This is a genomic window from Paenarthrobacter sp. CCNWLY172, from assembly GCF_037402035.1.
Taxonomy (GTDB): Bacteria; Actinomycetota; Actinomycetes; order Actinomycetales; family Micrococcaceae; genus Arthrobacter.
This window is the reverse complement of record NZ_JBBEGB010000001.1, coordinates 390,389-410,432: the sequence shown is the minus strand read 5'-3', so window position 1 is coordinate 410,432 and position 20,044 is coordinate 390,389. Positions and strand designations below refer to the sequence as shown.

Here is a 20,044-nt window from a genome sequence, read left to right as displayed (position 1 = left end):
AACGGCCGGACACCGCAGGTCAACAGGCCTAGCCCTTTACGGCCCCCTGGGTAACCCCTGCCATGACCCACCGCTGCGTGAACAGGTAGGCAATTATCGCCGGGGCCATTGCCATCAGGTAGGACGCGAAGGACACGTGGTAGTTGTTGCTGAACTGGGTCTGGAACAGGTTTTGCCGCACTGGGAGTGTCTGCAGGGACGGATCGGAGATGATCAGCGACGGCATCATGAAGTCATTCCACGCATAAAGGAAGGCGAAGATTCCCACGGTGGCGCTCATTGGAGCGAGAAGCGGGAAGATCAGCTTCCAAAAGGTCTGCCAGGTGGTAGCGCCGTCGATCCTTGCACTCTCCTCCAACTCCATCGGGATGGACCGGAGAAATGCGGTGAACAGAAGGACGCTGAAACTCAGCTGGAACATGGTGGCCAGCAGGATCACACCGAACGGATTGTCCAGGCCCAACCGGCCCGTGAGCTGGATCTGCGGCAGCGCCACCACGGGGAACGGAATGAACATTGCCCCCAGCAAGTAGAAGAACGAATACCGGAAGAGCCGGCGCTCCCAGTTTCGAACGATCGCATAAGAAGCAAAGGCCGCAAGGATGATGGTGGCCACCACCGTCCCGGCAGTCACCAGCAAGGACATCGCGGCGCCAACAGGGAAGTTTGTCAGCGTCCAGGCCTGGACGAAGCCGTCAAAACTGAAGGGAGCCGGGAAGGAGAAGGCGCTGCCATCCACCGCCTGCCCCTGGGTCTTCAGCGCCATGGAGATTGTGACGTACAGCGGCAGGAGCACGGTGACGGCGCACAGGATGAGGATGGTGGTTGCCGGCCAGTTGACGCGTTCGACGGCGGACTCGGACCGGCGTCGGCTCTTTCCGGTGGGCTGGGTGGTGGGCTCGGTGATGGCGAGGGTGGCTTGATTGGTCATCAGAGTGCATTCCGTCCGCGAGTCAGCGAAAGCTGTACGAGAGAGATAACAATGGCCACTACGAAGAAGATCGTGGCGTTGGCCATCTGGTAGGCGTAGTCGCCGCCGTTGAAGCCCGAGATGACGGTCATCGCGATGCTTCGGGTTGACGTGCCCGGGCCACCGTTGGTCAGGCCAACAATGATGTCGTAGGCGTTCAGGAAGCCTTTGAACCCCAGGATGATGTTGATGACCACGTAGCCCGATACCAGCGGAAGCGTGATCTTGACCAACTGCTGGAACTTGCTGGCTCCATCGATTTCCGCAGCTTCATAGACGTCCCCCGGCACGGCCACCAGTCCTGCGATGTAGATCAGCAGTGCACCCGGCACAGCCTGCCAGGCAGTGACCAGCACAATGGCTACCCAGGCGAGGTCCGGGTTTGCCAGCAGGCTGTTCTCCAGCCAGGGAATCCCGGCAGCGGCGCCAAGGGAGGGCAGCGAGTTGGAGAACAGGAAGTTGAAGACGTAGGCGATGATGATGCCCGAGACCACCATGGGGATGACGAAAATGGTCCGCAGCGCCGATTTCATCCTGATGCGCGAGGTCAGCCCGACGGCCAGGAGGAACGCCACCACGTTGACGGCGATCACGGTGACGATGGAGAACCCGAACGTGAACAGGTAGCTCTGCAGGATGGCGGGGTCGGTGAAGATGGCAACGTAGTTGGTCAGGCCGACAAATTCCCAGTCACCGATTCCGATCGAGTTGGTGAAACTGAAGAAGATGCCGATGATTCCCGGAATGGTGATGGCCAACGTGAAGAGGATGAGGCTGGGGACGAGGAAAAAGTAGAAGATCGGCTCGACCCGGCGCGTGCTGCCCTGCCGCTGACGGCCCTGCTTGGCCGAAACCTGCTTCCGGCCGTCCTGCCCGGACGTAGTGGGGGTGGTGATGATGGACATGATGTTGACTCCCTGCTTCGGCGCTACTGGCGGAAAGCCAGCCGCGCCCAGTCTGCGTCGAGGGTGCTAAGGGTGGAGGTGGGGCTGGCGCCGAAAACGAGGGCCTGCGTGTAGTTCATGATCGGGATGGTTTTTGGTACCAGCACTGAAGGACCCTGGTAGACCTGGGATTGCTCGTAGTACCGCACCATTCCTTCAATCCGGGGATCGGGAGCCGCAGCTGAATCCTTGGTGGGAGTGAAGCCCAACTGCGATTTGTTGTAGGCATCGATCACTTCGGGCCGGTAAAGGTACTCGAGGAAGTCCTTTGCGGCCTCCTTGTGCTTGGACGCTTCCGGTATCCAGGCCGCAAGGTCCACGTTCACCCGGACACGCAGGTCCTGGGGGTCTTCGGTCATGGGCAGCGGGAAGGTTCCAAGTTTCAGGTCAGGGGCCGTCTTCGCGATCTCGCTGAAGGCCCACGGACCCTGCAGGTACATGGCGGCCTTGCCCTGGGAGAACGCCAGGTTGCCGTCGCCGTAGGCCCGGCTGGCTGCATCCTTGTTCACGTACTTCGAGGCCAGTTCCAGCATCTTGCCAACAGGCTTTTCAAAGTCCTTCTGGAAGGACACTGCAGATTTTGGCCCCACGTTGGTGCCTTCGGCGGAAAGCTTGTCAAAGAAGTCCAGCGTGTCCACCTGGCCGCCCACGGAGTAGTCGAACCAGCCCTGGGCGATGGTCCAGTCGTCCTTCCACGTGGCGTAGAAAGGCGTCACTCCAGCGGCTTTGAGTTGATCGCATGCTGCGGTCAGCTCACTCCAGGTGGTGGGCACCTTGATGTTGTTGGCCGCGAAGATTTCCTTGTTGTAGATGACCGAGGAGGCCATGATCGAGTAGGGCAGCGCGCTGGTGCGGTCCGGGTAGGTCCCGTACTGGTCCATCAACGGCTGGAGATCTTCGCGGATCCTTGACGCCGCTGCCGTACCGGAGAGATCGCTCAAGGCCCCCCGCTGGACAAAGCGTGAGGTTTCCATGTTGTAGTTCGCCAAGGCGATGTCCGGCGGATTTCCCCGGACGAAGCTCGCGGACACCACATCCACCCCCGAGGTGTCCAGGACAACCTCGGTGTCGTTCTGGGAGGCGTTGTAGTCGGCAACGAGCTTGGTCATGAAGCCAATGGCTTCGCGCTTGCTGAACGTGAAGCGGATGGTTTCCTTGCCCGATTCCCCTGTGCAACCGGAGAGGAGACCGGCCAGCAGGGCCAGTCCGAGGCTCATCGCCGCAAGGCGCTTCTTACGCGTAGGTTTCACAGACTCCGTGGTCCTTTCGTCGTGCGGACCGCTGTGGCCGCCGTGCCCGGGGTGGTCGCTGCTGACCATCCCGAGTTTAGATAGGAGATAAATTTATGACCTATCGCTAGTTTGAGTGACGTGCGCCACAGGGTCAAGCTTTTAACGGAAGCGCGTCACAATCTAAATTTATGTACTAAATTTAGAGAGATCGTTCTATCGCTCCCGATAGACGCCCAAGAGTTTGGAGTACCCCATGCTGAGCGGGACTGCACCGTCAACCCAACTGGTACGCCGGGTCAACGCCAGCGCAATGCTCAAAGCCATGCGCGGCGCCGGTGTCCTCACCGGAACCGAGTTGATGGACTCCACCGGGCTCTCGCGCGCCACCGTCATATCGATCTGCGATGAACTGGTCCGGCTCGGTTGGCTCCAGGAGTTGGAGAACCAACGGGGTACCGGGGACTACGTCAAGGGACGCCCGGCCCGCCGCTTCGTGTTCGACGATGACGCGGCCAGCGTCATCGGCATCGACATCGGCGCCACCAAGATCACGGCAATCGTGGCCAACATGGCAGGGGCATCCCTGTCCAGGGTCACCATGCCTTTCCGCACCTTCAACCTCCCTGCCGATGAACGCGCCGACGTGCTGGACCGCATTGCCGCAGACGCCCTGAAGCAGGCAGGAGTCACTGCGGATTCAGTGCTGGCGGTCGCCGTGGGCGTTGCCGCACCGGTCAGCCGCGACGGCGAAGTCCTCACCGTCCAGGAATTCTGGAGGTCCTTCGACGTCCGCAGGATCGTCGCTGAGCGGCACGGCTGGCATGTCCTCTTGGAAAATGACGCCAACCTGGCCGCCTTGGCCGAACGGTGGCAGGGCACCGCGCAAGGAGTGGACAACTTTGTGGTGATGTTGGCCGGTGACCGCCTGGGCTCGGGCATCCTTGAATCCGGACGCCTGCTCCGCGGCCAGCTCGGAGGCTTCGGTGAACTGGGCTATCTGGACACCGTGGAAGGCGTGGGAGACACCTACGGAATTGCCCACTACGCTGCCCGGTGGGGCCGCGAAGCCATGGAAGCCAGCACCACTACCTCGCTGCACACTCTCTGTGGCAGCGATCCTGAATCCCTGAGCGCCGAAATGGTCTTCGAAGCCGCAGCAGAGGGCGATGACGCCGCACGAACCGTGCTGGACCGCCTGTCTGAACGCATGGCCCGGGTCATCGGTTCAGTCAGTACATTGGTGAACCCAGACCTGGTGGTCATAGCCGGGGCCGTGGCGGCCTCGGCCCACGCACTGATTCCGGGCATTGAAGAGAAGATGACGGAGTTCACCTTCACTCCCCCGCGCCTGGCAACCTCACCCTTGGGCGATGGGATCGTGTCCCTCGGCGCGATCCGGCATGCACTGGATTATGTCGAGGAACATGCCCTGGACCTTTACCCCGCGTCGCTGCCGAAACACGAGGCTGCCGGCTGACCGCTTCTTGCCGCTCGGCCCGGCAGGCGGCCAGTCCGGAATTCGGCTAGTCCGGCATCGACATGGTGCGCAGGTCCAGTTGCCTCAGCACGCGATCTGCGACTTCCGGATCAGTACCCAGCTCGTTCCGGGCCGCCACCACTTCCTGCCGTGCAGCATCCAACGCGATGGTCTGCACCGCGATGGACAACTCCCGTCCGCGCTTGCGCTTTTCAGCGACCGACTCGTTCTGCAGGGTGCCATCGAGCAACTCCGCATGCAGTCTGCGCATCTTTTCCTTGACCAGCGCCACCTTCTCCGCCGGGAGTTCCTTCATCAGGTCGTGGTCCTTCAAGGCGGCGACCGCAGCCGACTGGGCGCGCTTGGCGAGGACCTTGGCGGCATCCTGCTCGTGAGAACCATCTTCGGTGGCCTTCAGCACCCGCATGAGCCATGGCAAGGTGAGGCCGGGAAGCACCAGGGTTGCCAGAAGGACGGCGCAGGCAATCACCAGGATCTCGTGCCGGGCCGGGAAGTCACTGCCATCCGGCAGGGTCAAGGGAAGCGCCAGCGCCAACGCCAACGTAGCCAGGCCGCGCATGCCACACCACGTCAGGATCAGCACTTCCTTGGGCGAGGTGGGCTGCAGGAGGTTCCTGCGCCTCCGGGCCGTCAGGGCAAGCAGGCCCAGCCACAAGAACCGGACGACGAACACCAGGATGCAGATAACCACAGCCATGCCGATCATCCCGAAGATCGCAGTCCCCTCGTCCCGGATAACGTGGCGGATCTCCAGCCCCACCAGGCCGAACGCCAGGCCTGTGGCAAGCAACTCCACCACATCCCAGAACGCCGTCCGCGTAATGCGTTCAGCGGCATCCTGCGGCCGCGTATGGCGCTGCAACTCCAAGGCGGTGACGACGACGGCCACCACACCTGATGCGTGCAACTCTTCCGCGAGAATGTAGGCGGCGAACGGAACCACCAAGGTGACGGCACTGCGGGCCACCATGGACGTGACCAACGTGGTGATGAACTTGGTCAGCCAACCCATGGCGATGCCGATCACCACAGCCAGCGCGGCTCCGATGATGAACTGCGGAATGACCTCCGGGCCCACTTCCTTCCCGGACACGGTGGCCGCCACGGCAGCCTGGAAGATGACGATGGCAGCAGCGTCGTTGAAAAGCCCTTCGCTTTGCAGGACCGTGATGAGGCGGCGCGGCATGTGGACCCGGCCGGCTACCGACTCAACGGCAACGGGATCCGGCGGGGCCACCATGGCACCCAAAGCGATGGCCGCCGGGATTCCGATGCCCGGGATCATCAGCCAGGCAGCACCGGCCACTACAGCCGTTGACACCACCACCAGAGCTACGGCCAGGAGCAGGAGCGTCCGCCACCGCACCCTGAAGACGGCCCACGAGCTCTTCTGGGCGGTGGCGAACAGGAGCGGCGGAAGGAAGATCGGCAGGATCAGCTCAGGCGAAATTTCAAACTCAGGGAAGCCCGGGATGAAGGTCAACGCCACAGCCAGCAGCAGCATCAGGACCGGGTACGGAAGCCGGAGCCGGTCCCCCAGGCCCACTGCCACCACCGTAGCCAGCAGCAACCCGACAATGAGCGCCAACTGATCCATGTTCCTGCTTCCCCAGACGTTGTAAGGCCCTCCCCGGACAAAGCCGAAAAAGTTCCCTACCAACATATCCCGGGAGTGCAGACGGTCCACGCGGATGGACGGTCCACGCCTCCGATTCCGGGTCAGTCCTCCGTGAGCGCGTCCACCACGTCCGCGGTGCCATCCTTGAACGCAATGGTCCGGTGGATGGTGCCGGGCAGTTCCAGGACGGCGGCCGTCACCAACGCAACGTTGGCCCGCGACGTCTGTGTTCCGCTGCCGGGGTTCTCGGGGTCGGTCTGGATCAAGCCCGTTGCAGGCTCGTCGGTCAAGGTTCCCGGGCCCAGGATGGTCCAATCGAGGTCGGTGGCACGCAGGTAGTCGTCCGCAGCAGCCTTGGCCTCCGCGTAGGCGAAGAATGGATTGTCAGCTGGGACCCCATGGTCCTTCGCCGCGCCGATGTAGGACACCATGACATACCGCTTGACGCCGGCCTGTGCGGCGGCGTCCATCGATCGGATGGCGGCGTCGCGGTCCACGGCATAGGTCCGGTCCGGGTTGCCCCCGCCGGCCCCTGCGGACCAGACCACGGCGTCGTGGCCGTCGAGCGCCTGGGCGAGTTCCGCCGTCGTCGAGTTTTCCACATCAAGCACCTGCGCTTTTGCGCCGGTTTCCGTGACATCTGCCACATGATCGGGATTTCGGATGAAAGACGTGACGTCGTGACCTTCGCCACTGAGGATGCGGGACAGATGCAGGGCCACTTTCCCGTGGCCGCCAATGATTGCGATTCGACTCATGGACCCATTCTGTCCCACGGAACGAAAAAAGACCCCGCAGGCGAATGCTGCGGGGTCTTGCTCTGTAGCGGTGGGGAGGCTCGATCTCCCGACCTCACGATTATGAGTCGTGCGCTCTAACCAACTGAGCTACACCGCCACGAATGAGAAAAACCTGTGTCAAGCCGGTCAAAACCGCCTTGACACAGGCCCTCATTCAGAGCCCCCCACCGGAATCGATCCGGTGACCTCGTTCTTACCAAGAACGCGCTCTACCACTGAGCTAGGGGGGCAACGAGTAAATACTCTACCGGACGTTTTCAGAAGCTACAAATCGGCGAAAGCACGCGGAAAACAGGCGTCGACACAATTTGCGAAGACGCGGTTTCCTTGATCTATTTTCGCCCTCTTCGACTGCCCGAATCAGGGCAGACGAAGGACCTGTCCGGGGTAGATCCGGTCTGGATTGGGCACAGTATCGGCGTTGGTCGCGATCAAAGCACCGAGATCCACTCCGAACTGTGCGGCGATGCCGCTCATGGTGTCTCCCTGCTCCACCACCACCTCCGTGACGCGCGGGGCCACAGGTCCCTGCTGTCCTGCCCCGACAGCGGCCTCAGAGGCCGCCTCCTGCGCCTGCAGCCGGACTTCGGGGGCATCGGGTTCCAGCCCTTCCTGACGGGCCTCCTGGGCTGCTGCGGCGTCCGCGGCTGCCTGTTGTTGGGCCGCCTGGGCTGCAGCGGCCTCGGCGGCGTCCCGGTCAGCTGCTGACACCCCGACGGCGGCAGCGTCCTCCGCGGCCTGGCTTCCGGCTGATGGGGCTGCTGGAGCGGTGGCCTCGGCGGGAGCTGCGTCGCGGGCAGCGGACCCTGCATCATCCCTGTGATCCTTGTCGCCGTGCAGTAATTGATCGCCGCGCCCCTTGTCACCCAGGCCCAGGTTCTTCTTCACGTTGTCCAGCAATCCCATGGAGCACCCTCCTGCGTTCTACTTGCGTTCTGCCGTGCCTCGATCGTACGGCCGGCCGGGGCCACAGGGAACCCGTGCCCTTATGGGACGCCAGGGAGCGGGATCGGGGGCGATGGAGCATCGACCTTAAATGCCGCAGGGGGCCGGCTCGAAAGCCGACCCCCTGACGGGAATAACTGAGTGTCCAGCATGTGGTGGTGTTTACCACCAGGAAGTGTTTACCACTTGCCCTTGCGGTTGAAGTCGCGGTTTGCGCCTTCTCCACCGGTGCGGGGCTTGCGGGCGCCGTCACCATGACCGCCGAAGCGTGAGCCGCTGGCCTGGCCGCGATCGCGGTCGCCGTAGCTGCCTGCAGTGCGCTCGGAACGGTCGCTGTAGGAGCGGCCGCCACGGTCAGCGGAGGTACGCTCGCCGTCGGACTTGCGGAAGTCCTTCTTGAAGCCACCATTGCCCTTGAAGTTGCCGCCACCACGGTTCTCGCGGTCGCCATAGCCACCACGTCCACCGGCGCCACCACCGGAGTAACTGCCGCGGTCGCCACTGGGCTTGCGGCCGTTGTCCAGTTCGAGGTGGATCAGTTCGCCACCGATGCGGGTGCGGGACAGAGCGCGCAACTGATCCGCGCTCAGGTCTGCCGGAAGCTCCACGAGGGAGTGGTCCGAGCGGATGTCGATGCCACCGATCTGTGCGGAGGAAATGCCACCTTCGTTGGCAATGGCGCCAACGATGGAGCCCGGCATGACACGCTGACGGCGTCCGACGGCGATCCGGTAGGTAGCGTTGCCCTCGGTGAGTGCGCGGGTCGGGCCACGCGAGCCGAAGCCGTCCTTGGAGCGCTCGCGCTTCTGGTACTCAGGAGCGGCAGGCAGTTCCTTGACCAGCAACGGCTGTCCCCCCTGGGCCATGACGGCCAAGGCTGCAGCGATCTCGGAAGCCGGAACGTTGTGCTCTTCCTCGTAGGAGGAGATGAGGTCGCGGAACGCTGCAACATCCTCGGACGCAAGGGTCTCGGTGATGCGCTCGGCGAACTTGCCCAGGCGCAGCGTGTTCACGGTCTCGGCGGTGGGCAGGTGCATCTGCTCCACCGGCTGGCGCGTTGCCTTTTCGATGGAACGCAGCAGGTACTTCTCGCGCGGCGTCATGAACAGGATCGCGTCGCCGGAACGGCCTGCACGGCCCGTACGACCAATGCGGTGCACGTAGGACTCGGTGTCATGCGGGATGTCGTAGTTGATGACGTGGCTGATGCGCTCCACGTCAAGGCCACGGGCAGCGACGTCGGTAGCGACGAGGATGTCGATGCGGCCTTCCTTCAGCGCGTCCACAGTGCGTTCGCGCTGCTGCTGCGGGATGTCGCCGTTGATGGCGGCAGCCTGGAAGCCGCGGGACTTCAGCTTGTCGGCGAGGTCCTCGGTAGCCATCTTGGTGCGCACGAAGGCAATAACGCCGTCGAACTCTTCAACCTCGAGGATGCGGGTCAGTGCGTCCAGCTTGTGCGGGCCCATGACCTGGAGGTAACGCTGCTTGGTGTTGGCGCCGGTGGTGGTCTTGGACTTCACCGAGATTTCAGCCGGGTTGTTCAGGTACTGCTTGGACATGCGGCGGATCTGGCCCGGCATGGTGGCAGAGAACAGCGCAACCTGGCGGGTTTCCGGAGTCTGCTGGAAGATCTGCTCAACGTCATCGGCAAAGCCCATGCGCAGCATTTCGTCAGCTTCGTCCAGCACCAGGTACTGGAGCTCGGACAGGTCCAGGGAACCCTTGGCGATGTGGTCGATTACGCGGCCGGGGGTACCGACAACAACCTGGGCGCCACGGCGCAGTCCGGCGAGCTGCGGGCCGTAAGCCGAGCCACCGTAGACCGGGAGGACCGTGAAGTCGTCAATGTGCTTGGCGTAGGAGGTGAAAGCCTCGGCAACCTGGAGGGCCAATTCACGCGTCGGGGCCAGGACCAGTGCCTGGGTCTTGCGTGAGGGACCGTTGAGGTCGTGGAGTTCTGCCAGGCGGGACAGGGCGGGAACAGCGAAAGCTGCAGTCTTGCCGGTACCGGTCTGGGCGAGGCCAACGACGTCGCGGCCTTCGAGGAGCAGCGGGATGGTGGCTGCCTGGATGGGTGACGGCTTCTCGTAGCCGACATCCTGCAGCGCGGCCAGAACGCGGCCGTCGATGCCAAGATCGACGAAGCGTACGCCTTCTTCTTCCGCTTCTTCTGCCTTGGGGGCAGGAGCTTCGGTTTCTTCTGCCTTGGGAGCAGGAGCTTCGGTGAAGGTGGGGGCTGCAGACTCGGCTGCAGCGTTCTCGACGGGGGCAGCGGCAGCAGCCGGTGCTTCAGCTTCGGCGGGCGCGGTGGTCTCTGCTGCAACAGCGGACTCAGCGGACTCAGTGGTCTGGGCGTCGAAGTTTTCGTTGAGATTTTCGGTCATAGGGGGAAATTCCTCATCCATAGGGTAGTCGGCGCGGCCCGGTTGGGCTTGGCCGCAGTACTCGTCGCGAAGGCAGGCAAAGTGCCCTGCTCTCGCAAGAAGTCCGGCGCTATCGCAATCCCATGGCAGGACTTCCCGCTGCATCTCTTGGCTGCTATCCCAGCAGTCTGTACAGCGTTTTCTTTAGCCGGCTCTCCCTATGAAAATGCCCGCACACAATTGCGGGCCCCAACACTTACCAGTCCTGCCTCAAGAATTGGGCAGGATAAAGGGATTTCCGGAGTGGGGGATATTTCAAGTGTAGGGCACGGGGTGGCCTCACCGCGACTTAAGCCTCAAGGAAGGGCGGTGAGCTTGTTCACACCCTTGCTGTCGGCGCCGCTTCGCAACTACTGAAGGCCGTGACGGCGCAGGACTTTGTCGAACGTGGAGTGGTAGTCGTCCTGGAGCCGGATCTCCCCGTCGGCCTGCGCATCGAGCAACGCCTGGACAAGGTCCGGCGTCGGCTCGCTGAACCACTGGCCCACCGTGATGCCATGCTTCGGGACGAACGTCCGGTGAATATGGTCGCCTGCGGACAAGGTCCCTGTCTTGATCACCCGGAGGTACGTGCCCACACGTCCGGCCTGCGTGAACCGCTTCACCCACTGCGGCTCGTCCAGAACCCGCTGGAACGTAGCGCAAGGAACCCGCGGGGACGTCACTTCGACCTCCACTTCCAGGCCGATCCGCCACCGTTCCCCGATGACCGCACCGGTGGTTTCGATGCCGGCCACCCGCAGGTTCTCGCCGAAGAGACCGGCCGGCACCTCCCGTTGAAGCTCGCCCGCCCAGTAATCGGCATCCGCCTGCGAATAGGCATACAGCGCTTGGTCTTCTCCACCATGGTCGATGCGGTTCGCCTGCACATCCCCGTGGACGCCCAGTTTATGAACCTTGACGGGTCCTTCGACGGGGCGCTTGTCCAAGGCTGTGACTCCCACACTGCCGGAGTCGGGCAACAGCTGGTGGACACGGCAGACGGCCAGGAGGGAAGCAGTGTTCATGGGATCAGTCTACGGACGGTCCGGGGCGGGGTTAAGGATCAAAACGGTAGCCCATGCCCGCTTCCGTGTGCAGATGGCGGGGCTCTGCCGGATCCCGCTCCAACTTCCGGCGCAGCTGGGCGATGTACACGCGCAAGTATTGGGTTTCCTTGGCGTAGGCCTGCCCCCACACCTGGGTGAGGATCTGCTGCTGGCTCACCAGCTTCCCCTTATTACGGACCAGCAGCTCCAGGATGTTCCACTCCGTAGGCGTCAGCCTGACCTCAGCCCCGTCCTTCACGATTCTCTTGCCTGCCAGGTCCACCATGAAGTCGGTGGTGGCCAGCGTTGGTTCCTCATGCCCGGTGACCACACGGCGCGAGGCGACCCGAAGCCGGGCAAGCAGCTCATCCAAACCGAAGGGCTTGGTCACGTAGTCGTCCGCACCGGCGTCGAGCGCCTCCACCTTGTCCTCCGACGCGTGCCGGGCAGAGAGCACAATGATGGGCATGCTGCTCCAGCCGCGGATCCGGCGGATGATCTCCACGCCGTCCATATCCGGCAGCCCGAGGTCCAGCACCACGATCTCCACAGGCTGCTTGGCAACGGCCTGAAGGGCATCGGCACCGTTGCCTACCGACAACGCCTGGTAGCCATGGGCCTGAAGCGTGACCTGCATGGCGCGGGCGATCCGGGCCTCGTCCTCGACGATAAGTACCAGCGTCATTGCGCGCCACCAGTCCACAGCGGCAAAGTGACCACCATGGTCAAGCCACCACCCGGCGTCGGCTCCGCAGCGAGTCTCCCGCCCATGGCCTCGCAGAACCCCTTGGCCACTGCGAGGCCCAGCCCGATCCCGCCGCCGGCAGTGTGTCCGGGCGCCGGCGAATCACCGAAGCGCTGGAACGGCTGGAACATGGTGAGGACTTCCTCACTGCCCACTCCCCTGCCATGATCGACAATCCGCAGTTCGCCGGCAGGCCGGTCACCCAAGGTGATGCCGGCACCAGCCCGTGCTGTCAGGACCACATCCGATTCCGGTGCGTACTTCACGGCGTTCTCAACGATATTGGCCACCACGCGCTCAAGCATGCCGGCATCGGCCTGCACCGGGGGAAGGTTGGGTGGCAGTTCGTTGCGGAGGCGCTCAGGCGGAAGACCTCGCAGGGCCTGCGGCAGTACCTCAGCCCAGCCGATCCCGGTCAGCAGCGGATTGACCGCGTCTGCGGTGATTCGGGACATGTCCAGGAGATTATCCACCAAGTGATCCAGGCGGTCCGCATAATCCTCGATGGTCTCCAGCAGTTCCCGCTCCACCTCTGGAGGAAAACTCACGTCCTCCTGGCGCAGGCTGCTGACAGCCAGCTTGATACCGGCCAACGGCGTCCTCAGGTCATGCGACACGGCGCGCAGAATGGATGTCCGCATCTTGTTGCCCTCGGACAGCCGGACATTGTCCCGCCGGCTCTTCACCAACTGTTGCCGCTCGCGCACGGCCACCACAAAGGCTCCGAAGGCGGCCAGCAGCCGCTGGCGCTGCGGTGTCAGGGGTCCGCCGCGCAGCAGCAGCGTGTACTGGGGATCGACGACGGCGGCATGGTCGGCGGCGGCATGGGTCACCGGCGGATTGGGGCCGGCGCTCGCCAGGACCTGCGATGCGGGAGCCGCCCCGGGCGTGGCTGCCGCGCCCGGGGGTGCGGAGCCCAACAACGTCACCGCTTCCATGCCAAGGTTGCTCCGGACCTTCTCAAGGAAGGTCTCCAGGCTTCCATCCGAACTCAGGATCCGAAGAGCCAACTCGCTCAGGGCAGTGGCTTCGGCTTCGGATCGTGCTGCTTCCTGGGCCCGCCTGCTGGCCAGGCCCACCGCGAGCGCCACACCGCAGGCCACTGCCAGGAACACCACCAAGGTGAACAGCGTGGTGGGGTCGGCAATGGAAAGCGAGCCAACCGGATCGGCCGAGAAGTAGTTCAGCAGGAAGCTGCCCAAAACCGCGGCCACCACTGCAGGCCACAACCCGCCGATCGCGGCGACCGCAACCGCCACGGCCAACTGCAGCAGCATGATCATGGCGAAGTTACGGAAGTTCAGTAACGTCACCAAGAGTTCGACGGCGGGCGGCAGCATGAGTGCCAGCACCAAACCTGTCACCACACGCCCCCGGCCGATGCCTCGAACCGGCGGGAGCCGGAGCAGCACGCCGTCGTCGCCGTTGCTGTAGGTCTCAGGTGCCGCCATGGCTACATCCTTACACGCTTCCCGCGGTGGGGAGTTCTCCCCATTTACCGGCGTCATCCGTGCCTGCACGGCGCGCAAGGACTAGGCTTGCTCTGAGCATTCCGGTCCGGTGTACCGCCGGACACTTCAACGGTCTATCCAGGGGGATATACATGGGCCCGAAAGACAGCCCTGACGCAGCCGGCAACAACGGCAGCAGCAGGGACAACAACAGCGACTTCGGAGCGGGCAACAATCCGCCCAAGCCCCCACCTTGGCAGGTGCCCAAGCCAGAACTCCACCCTGAGCTGTTCACTCCTGTCCAGGAGAACCCGCAACAGGACAAACCGACGCGGAAGAGCAGGAAAGCACCTGCAGGCGCTGCTCCCAGCGCGACCGGAGCTCCTCAACCGGGGCAGCCCCTCCCCGTGGTGGATCCGTTCGCCAAGGAACGCGAACGCGGCGAGGCCGAGGCAGCGAAGAAGAAGAAGCGGTCGCAGCGCCGCACCGTCGTCGTCGGCCTTGGCGTGACAGCACTGTTGGCTGGAACCATTACCGCGATCGTTGCCAGCAACGAGCAGGAAGCTGACTACGCCCAGGTCTGTTTCAATGAGGAAACCGGCGAGCGTGTTGACGACAACGAGTGCAACAACAGCAGCTCGGCCGGCCGTAGCTCCGGTGTCTACGCCTGGTACTTCTACTCCCGCGGCGCCAGCGTGCCTGCTGTGGGGCAAAACCGCAACGCCTACCCGAGCTACACCAAGAACGTCCCAACAGGAGCCAAGTCCTCCACGGGCTACAGCACCAAGGGCGGAACGGTCAGCCGCGGCGGCTTTGGCAGCAGCTCCAAAAGCGGCGGAAGCTCGGGAGGCTAGGCGTGCGTCGACTGCCCTCCGAGCCCAGGCCGGACTGGAAGCAAAAGATCGAAGAACAGGGCCTGGTTTTTTCGACCACCACCATGCCCGACGGCCGCAAAATCGAATACTGGAACGAATCGGCGTATTACGAATTCACCGTGGACGAGGTGGAGACCCTCGAGAAAACCGCGGAAGAAATGCACATCATGTGCCTGGAGGCCGCCAAGTACCTGGCCACCGGCGCCATGGGCGACCTCGGCATTGGGCAGCAAGCCCTGGAGTTGGCAGGCGAGTCACTGCTGGCCGCGGATGTGGACGTCTATGGCCGTTTTGACTTCATCTATGACGGCAAGGGCGGCCCCGCCAAGATGTTGGAGTACAACGCCGATACCCCTACCGGGCTGATCGAAGCCTCCGTGGCCCAATGGTTCTGGCTCCAGGACGTCTTTCCGGAAAAAGACCAGTGGAACGGAATCCATGAGGCCCTGATCCGGCAGTGGAAGAAGCTGCAGTTCCGCACGGGCATGAGCACGCTCCACGTAGCCCATTCCGAAGCGGAGGAATCCGGCGAGGACTGGATGACGGCGGCCTACATGCGGGATGTCGCAAGCCAGGGTGGCTGGACCACCATCGGCATCAACATGTCCGACATCGGCTGGGACCCCAACCTGAACCGGTTCGTGGACCTGGACAACTTCATGATCAGCACCATGTTCAAGTTGTATCCATGGGAGCTGATGATGAAGGAGCCGTTCGGGCAGCGCCTTCTGCAGCGCGCCCACAATCCGCGCTGGGTTGAGCCGGCATGGAAAATGCTGCTGTCCAACAAAGCACTGCTGGCGGCCCTGTGGCATCTGTACCCCCACCACGAAAACCTGCTGCCGGCCTACCTCGGCGATCCCGGCCCACTCAAGGAATGGGTGGCCAAACCGCTGCATGGACGCGAAGGCGACAACATCCGCATCCACGCCCCCGGCATTGAGATCCAGCAGCCAGGCGGCTACGGCCGTGAAGGCTGGTGCTTCCAGCAATACCACTCCCTGCCCGACTTCGATGGCAACCATCCTGTCCTGGGTCTATGGGTAGTGGATGGCGAATCCGTCGGTTGCGGCATCCGGGAATCGGACGGCCCCATCACGGACTACTTCTGCCGTTTTGTCCCCAATACCATTGACGCCCCGGCGCCCATCGCGCCCCCTGCTACTTCCTACGGAGCTGCACTATGAGCACTGAAACCTCGACGCCGGGTGGCGGCTCAGCGGGCGGCGACCCCACCGCCGTCGTGCCCTCAAAAGGCCTTCACGCCGGGATCCTTGACCTTGGCGACTCCGTCATGCTGGGCCTGGCATCCACCGCGCCCGTCTATTCGCTGGCGGCCACGCTGGGGCTCATTGTTGCCGTCAACGGAAACTACACGCCGCTGATCCTGATCCTCGGCTTCCTCCCGGTCCTGTTCATTGCCTACGCCTTCCGTGAGCTGAACAGCGCCATGCCGGACTGCGGCACCACGTTCTTCTGGGCCCGCAAAGCCTTCGGCCCGTGGGCCGGCTGGCTCGGCGGTTGGGGCGTGGCCCTCGCCGGAATCGTGGTTTTGGCCAACCTGGCGCAGATTGCCGGCAAGTACCTTTGGCTCCTGATCGGCGATGGTTCCCTGGCCGACAACACGTGGCTGGTGACGGCCACCGGCGTGTTGTTCATCGTATTCATGACATATGTGAACCATCGCGGCATCCGGTTGGGCGAGCACGTCCAACGCACCCTGACCTATATCCAGTACATCTCACTGGGTATCTTCGCGGTGGCCATTGTCTTCCGCATTGCCGGCGGAGCGCCTGAAGGACAGGCGTTCGACTTTGAATGGTTCAACCCGGCCGGCGCATTTGCCGACCCCGGCGCAGTGGTCCATGGTGTGCTGCTGGCGTTGTTCATCTACTGGGGCTGGGACACGTGCCTGGCCCTCAACGAGGAAACCGAAAACCCTGCCAAGACCCCCGGCCGAGGGGCCGTCATCTCAGCCTCCGTGCTGGTGGCGATCTACGTTTCCGTAGCACTGCTGGTGATGATGTACGCCACGATCGGTACTGACGGCATCGGCCTGGGCAATGAGGCCAACCAGGATGACGTCTTCCTGGCCATGAAAGACGTAGTGCTGGGTCCCTGGGGCTGGCTGATCATCGTGGCTGTGCTGGCGTCCGTCCTGTCTTCCACACAAACCACCATCCTGCCCACCGCGCGCGGAACACTGTCCATGGGCGTGCACGGTGCGCTCCCCGCCCGGTTCGGCAAGGTCCATGAGCGCTTCATGACCCCGGGCTTCTCCACCCAGGTCATGGGTGCGGTGGCCGTGGTGTACTACGTAGCCATGAGTTTCCTCAGCGAAAACCTGCTGTCCGATTCCATCAGCGCCATCAGCTTGTTCATCGCGTTCTACTACGCCCTGACCGGCTTCTCCTGTGTGTGGTTCTTCCGCTCCACGCTGAAGGATTCTGCCCGCAACCTGTGGTTCCGGGGCATCCTGCCACTCCTCGGAGCGTTGTCCCTGACGGCGGCTTTCTTCATCTCGGCAGTGCAGATGTGGGACCCGTCGTACGGGGACACGCAGATCTTCGGCATCGGCGGGGCATTTGTCAGCGGCGTACTGCTGCTGGCCCTTGGTGTTGTGCTGGCCATCGTGTGCCGCTTCGCACCGTCCACCCGCGGCTACTTCACCGGTGAGCGGCCCGAGGCCGGAGTGGTACGCGGCGAATAGTCTTGGCGCACCTTCCCGGTTAGTCCTCCAGAAAGGGCCGGAAACCCCCGCGACACGGGTGTTTCCGGCCCTTTCTTTGGTTCTGTGGCTGGAAGCCGGGACCAAATGGAAAGGAACGCAGGCTCAGCGTTGCCTTGCGGCCCATTGACGCAGGCGGGTCGGCACATCCGGAACGTCCTCAATCCGGACTGAGTGACGCCGGAGGGCAACGAACCAGCAGACGAGGATGGCCACGGCACAGAAAACACCTGCACTGGACGCCATAATCCATAAACCAGGCGTCTGGACATTCAAGTCAGGCGAACCCAGGGCGGTGCCGATGGTCTTGGGCGAGAAAAAGAACACCAGTGTTGAAACAGCCAGCACGGCACTCATCACTACCCGTTGGGCCTGGTAACGGGCCGGTGTTTCCTTGATGGTCCAGGCGAACGCCGGCAGGATGACGGCCATCCAGACCCAGTGGTGGGACCACGAAACCGGGCTGATGAGCAGCATGGCAAGTGCCGTCGTCGAAAGGGCAATAACGCGTGCACCTTGGTCACTGGCCGCCTTGATGAGCAAAGCCGCCAGGATCACGGTGGCCACGCTCAAGACGATCCAGGGCAGGGTTACGGCGTCGTGCGGGACGCCGAAGTGCAGGAGGGCGCCCTTGATGGAGAGGTTGTCCACGTAGCCGGCGCCGCCGATTCTGGACGTATCGGGGAGGATTTCCAACCAGAATTGCAAGGACTCCGCAGGCCTCAACAACCAGCCAAGCAGCACCGTGCCGGCAAAGCCGATGGACATGTTCGCCAGCCCACGCCAGTCCTTGCGCATCAGGAAGTACAGGCCAAACACCAAAGGCGTCAGCTTGATGCCGGCCGCAACACCCACCAGGAAGCCTGCGCCCCGGAAGCCCCGCCGCTTGGACAGACCGCCCAGGAGGTCGATGACCATCAGGCCCATGAGGATGATGTTGATCTGCCCGAACGCCAGCGTTTCGCGCCACGGCCCCAGGAACAGGACTCCGAGGAACAACGCGGCGGCTATCCAGCAGTTCTTCTTGGACGACAGCGCACTCCGAAGATCTGGCTTCGATGACCAGTACCGGACGATGGTGACAGACACCCAGGCCGCCACGGCGACGCCTGCAACGTTGAACAACATGAGCGCCGATGATTGTGGCAATCGGGCCAACACACCAAACACGAGGGCCGCGAACGGCGGGTACGTAAAGGGGAGCTGCGGGCCGCCGGCGGAAGCGACAGTGGGGCCGTACAGGTCCGACGGCGACGTCCCGGACTGGTTCAGGATGCTTCCGCCGAACCAGTAGACGCTGAAGTCCAGGCCTTGCTTGGCCCAGTCGGCGAGCATCATCCATACCGGAACCGCCACCACGGCCAGCGGCAGCAGGCGAAGGAGCACCGAGGATGGTTGTGTACGCGGTGGTGCGGCCGCCGCCTCGGCCCTTAAATCGACGTCAGGCAGTGCCATGCAAAATCCCCCAAGTTAACCAAATCGCAGAGGGGGACGTGTGCGACCCCCGCCTCCATACTACTGAAGGGGATTCCCCGGCCGGCGGGCTGCATGGTCCAGACCGGCGGGCCAGCCGCCTAGGATGCTGGAATGAGCGATTCAACGACGAACACCTCCGACGTCCTGGCCCTCGACTCCCTGCTGACGGTGGAGGAGCTGGCTCTCCGCGACAAAGTCCGTGATTTCACGGGCCAACGGATCCGTCCCGCCATCGCACGCTGGTATGAGGACGCTCATTTCCCGAGGGAGATCGCCCCCGAGCTGGGCGAGCTCGGGGTTCTGGGGATGCATCTTGAGGGGTACGGCTGTCCCGGCAGGTCCGCCGTCGAGTATGGTTTGGCAGCCATGGAATTGGAGGCCGGAGACTCCGGGATCCGCACGTTCGTCTCGGTGCAGGGTTCCCTCGCCATGACGGCGATCCACCGCTGGGGCTCCGAGGCGCAGAAGGAGCAGTGGCTTCCGCGGATGGCGGCCGGCGAGTTGATTGGATGCTTCGCGCTAACGGAACCCAGCGCGGGTTCGGATCCATCATCCATGACCACGTTCGCCCGTGAAACTGCTGATGGCTGGGTCCTGGATGGCGCCAAACGCTGGATCGGGCTCGCGTCCATTGCGGATGTCATGGTGGTGTGGGCCAACACGGAGGATGGAATCCGGGGCTTCCTTGTACCCGCCGGAACAGCCGGGGTAACGGCGACGCCGATCGAGCCGAAGCTCTCCATGCGTGCCTCAGTTCAGTGCGATGTAACGTTCGACGACGTGCGGCTGGGTCCTGAGGCCATCCTCCCGGGCGCCGCTGGACTTCGCGGACCGTTCACGTGCCTGAACGAGGCGCGTTACGGCATCGTATGGGGGGCCATGGGGGCTGCCCGCGACTCGTACGAAGCTGCCCTGGAGTACGCGGGCACCAGGCTCCAATTCGGCCACCCCTTGGCCGGTTACCAATTGACCCAGGAGAAACTGGTGAACATGCTGGTGGAGATCCAGAAGGGCACCATGCTTGCCCTTCACCTGGGCCGTTTGAAGGACGCCGGCCATCTTAGGCCCCAGCAGATTTCCTTGGGCAAGCTGAACAACGTCCGCGAGGCCATCAAGATCGCCCGGGAAGCCCGCACCATCCTGGGCGGGAACGGCGTCACCCTGGACTATTCACCCCTGCGGCATGCCAACAACCTTGAATCCGTGCGGACCTACGAGGGCACGGATGAGGTCCACACGCTGATCCTGGGCCAGCACATCACGGGCATCGGGGCCTTCCGCGGCTAACTCACCCAAGTAAGTCGCAGTTGG

Annotated in this window: 16 protein-coding genes and 2 tRNA genes; 5 read left to right on the top strand and 13 right to left on the bottom strand. The window is 63.3% G+C overall.

The genetic code is table 11. From position 1 onward, the window contains the following. Positions 1 to 28: 28 nt before the first annotated feature. Genes WBN73_RS01780 through WBN73_RS01770 form a run of 3 tightly spaced genes read right to left on the bottom strand, consistent with a single transcriptional unit; the run spans position 29 to position 3,131 of the window. Positions 29 to 931, bottom strand: coding sequence for a carbohydrate ABC transporter permease (locus WBN73_RS01780; protein WP_337339328.1), 903 nt, complete (start codon positions 929 to 931; stop codon positions 29 to 31). Further along, a complete protein-coding gene (locus tag WBN73_RS01775; RefSeq protein ID WP_207594280.1) occupies positions 931 to 1,875 on the bottom strand; it encodes a carbohydrate ABC transporter permease in 945 nt (314 codons plus the stop codon). The genes WBN73_RS01780 and WBN73_RS01775 overlap by 1 nt, the downstream gene beginning before the upstream one ends. A gap of 23 nt (positions 1,876 to 1,898) precedes the next feature. Continuing rightward, positions 1,899 to 3,131 (bottom strand): ABC transporter substrate-binding protein, encoded by a 1,233-nt coding sequence (locus tag WBN73_RS01770; protein ID WP_207597617.1) that lies wholly within the window; start codon positions 3,129 to 3,131, stop codon positions 1,899 to 1,901. A gap of 268 nt (positions 3,132 to 3,399) precedes the next feature. On the opposite strand from WBN73_RS01770, the gene WBN73_RS01765 reads away from it, so the two are divergent. Then, a complete protein-coding gene (locus WBN73_RS01765) occupies positions 3,400 to 4,623 on the top strand; it encodes an ROK family protein (protein WP_280623286.1) in 1,224 nt (407 codons plus the stop codon). A 46-nt stretch (positions 4,624 to 4,669) separates the two neighbouring features. On the opposite strand, the gene WBN73_RS01760 is transcribed toward WBN73_RS01765, so the two are convergent. From WBN73_RS01760 to WBN73_RS01720, 9 genes are all read right to left on the bottom strand, one after another. Continuing rightward, positions 4,670 to 6,241, bottom strand: coding sequence for a Na+/H+ antiporter (locus tag WBN73_RS01760; protein ID WP_337339327.1), 1,572 nt, complete (start codon positions 6,239 to 6,241; stop codon positions 4,670 to 4,672). Between the two features lie 122 nt (positions 6,242 to 6,363). Beyond that, on the bottom strand, positions 6,364 to 7,020 hold the full coding sequence (locus WBN73_RS01755) for an NAD(P)-binding oxidoreductase (RefSeq protein ID WP_337339326.1): 657 nt from the start codon (positions 7,018 to 7,020) through the stop codon (positions 6,364 to 6,366). 65 nt (positions 7,021 to 7,085) lie between these two features. Beyond that, positions 7,086 to 7,159: transfer RNA gene (locus tag WBN73_RS01750), tRNA-Met, on the bottom strand. A 61-nt stretch (positions 7,160 to 7,220) separates the two neighbouring features. After that, positions 7,221 to 7,292, bottom strand: a tRNA-Thr gene (locus WBN73_RS01745). A gap of 130 nt (positions 7,293 to 7,422) precedes the next feature. Beyond that, a complete protein-coding gene (locus tag WBN73_RS01740) occupies positions 7,423 to 7,968 on the bottom strand; it encodes a LysM peptidoglycan-binding domain-containing protein (protein WP_207594284.1) in 546 nt (181 codons plus the stop codon). Between the two features lie 218 nt (positions 7,969 to 8,186). Next, positions 8,187 to 10,391 carry a DEAD/DEAH box helicase gene (locus WBN73_RS01735; RefSeq protein ID WP_207594285.1) on the bottom strand — a complete coding sequence of 735 codons (2,205 nt, stop codon included), beginning with the start codon at positions 10,389 to 10,391 and terminating at the stop codon, positions 8,187 to 8,189. A gap of 389 nt (positions 10,392 to 10,780) precedes the next feature. Continuing rightward, positions 10,781 to 11,437 (bottom strand): MOSC domain-containing protein, encoded by a 657-nt coding sequence (locus tag WBN73_RS01730; protein WP_207594286.1) that lies wholly within the window; start codon positions 11,435 to 11,437, stop codon positions 10,781 to 10,783. Between the two features lie 31 nt (positions 11,438 to 11,468). After that, positions 11,469 to 12,143 carry a response regulator gene (locus WBN73_RS01725; RefSeq protein WP_207594287.1) on the bottom strand — a complete coding sequence of 225 codons (675 nt, stop codon included), beginning with the start codon at positions 12,141 to 12,143 and terminating at the stop codon, positions 11,469 to 11,471. Next, positions 12,140 to 13,654, bottom strand: coding sequence for a sensor histidine kinase (locus WBN73_RS01720; protein WP_207594288.1), 1,515 nt, complete (start codon positions 13,652 to 13,654; stop codon positions 12,140 to 12,142). Before WBN73_RS01720 ends, WBN73_RS01725 begins: the two co-directional genes overlap by 4 nt. 152 nt (positions 13,655 to 13,806) lie before the next feature. On the opposite strand from WBN73_RS01720, the gene WBN73_RS01715 reads away from it, so the two are divergent. Genes WBN73_RS01715 through WBN73_RS01705 form a run of 3 tightly spaced genes read left to right on the top strand, consistent with a single transcriptional unit; the run spans position 13,807 to position 17,239 of the window. Beyond that, positions 13,807 to 14,508 carry a Tat pathway signal protein gene (locus tag WBN73_RS01715; protein WP_207594289.1) on the top strand — a complete coding sequence of 234 codons (702 nt, stop codon included), beginning with the start codon at positions 13,807 to 13,809 and terminating at the stop codon, positions 14,506 to 14,508. A gap of 2 nt (positions 14,509 to 14,510) precedes the next feature. After that, positions 14,511 to 15,716, top strand: coding sequence for a glutathionylspermidine synthase family protein (locus WBN73_RS01710; protein ID WP_207594290.1), 1,206 nt, complete (start codon positions 14,511 to 14,513; stop codon positions 15,714 to 15,716). Beyond that, positions 15,713 to 17,239: an APC family permease gene (locus WBN73_RS01705; RefSeq protein ID WP_207594291.1), complete on the top strand. Its 1,527-nt coding sequence runs from the start codon at positions 15,713 to 15,715 to the stop codon at positions 17,237 to 17,239. Before WBN73_RS01710 ends, WBN73_RS01705 begins: the two co-directional genes overlap by 4 nt. Positions 17,240 to 17,362: 123 nt before the next feature. Here the strand turns inward: WBN73_RS01705 and WBN73_RS01700 are convergent, their stop codons facing one another. Beyond that, positions 17,363 to 18,712 (bottom strand): glycosyltransferase 87 family protein, encoded by a 1,350-nt coding sequence (locus tag WBN73_RS01700; RefSeq protein WP_337339325.1) that lies wholly within the window; start codon positions 18,710 to 18,712, stop codon positions 17,363 to 17,365. Positions 18,713 to 18,844: 132 nt separating this feature from the next. On the opposite strand from WBN73_RS01700, the gene WBN73_RS01695 reads away from it, so the two are divergent. Further along, a complete protein-coding gene (locus tag WBN73_RS01695; RefSeq protein ID WP_337339324.1) occupies positions 18,845 to 20,020 on the top strand; it encodes an acyl-CoA dehydrogenase family protein in 1,176 nt (391 codons plus the stop codon). Positions 20,021 to 20,044 lie beyond the last annotated feature (24 nt).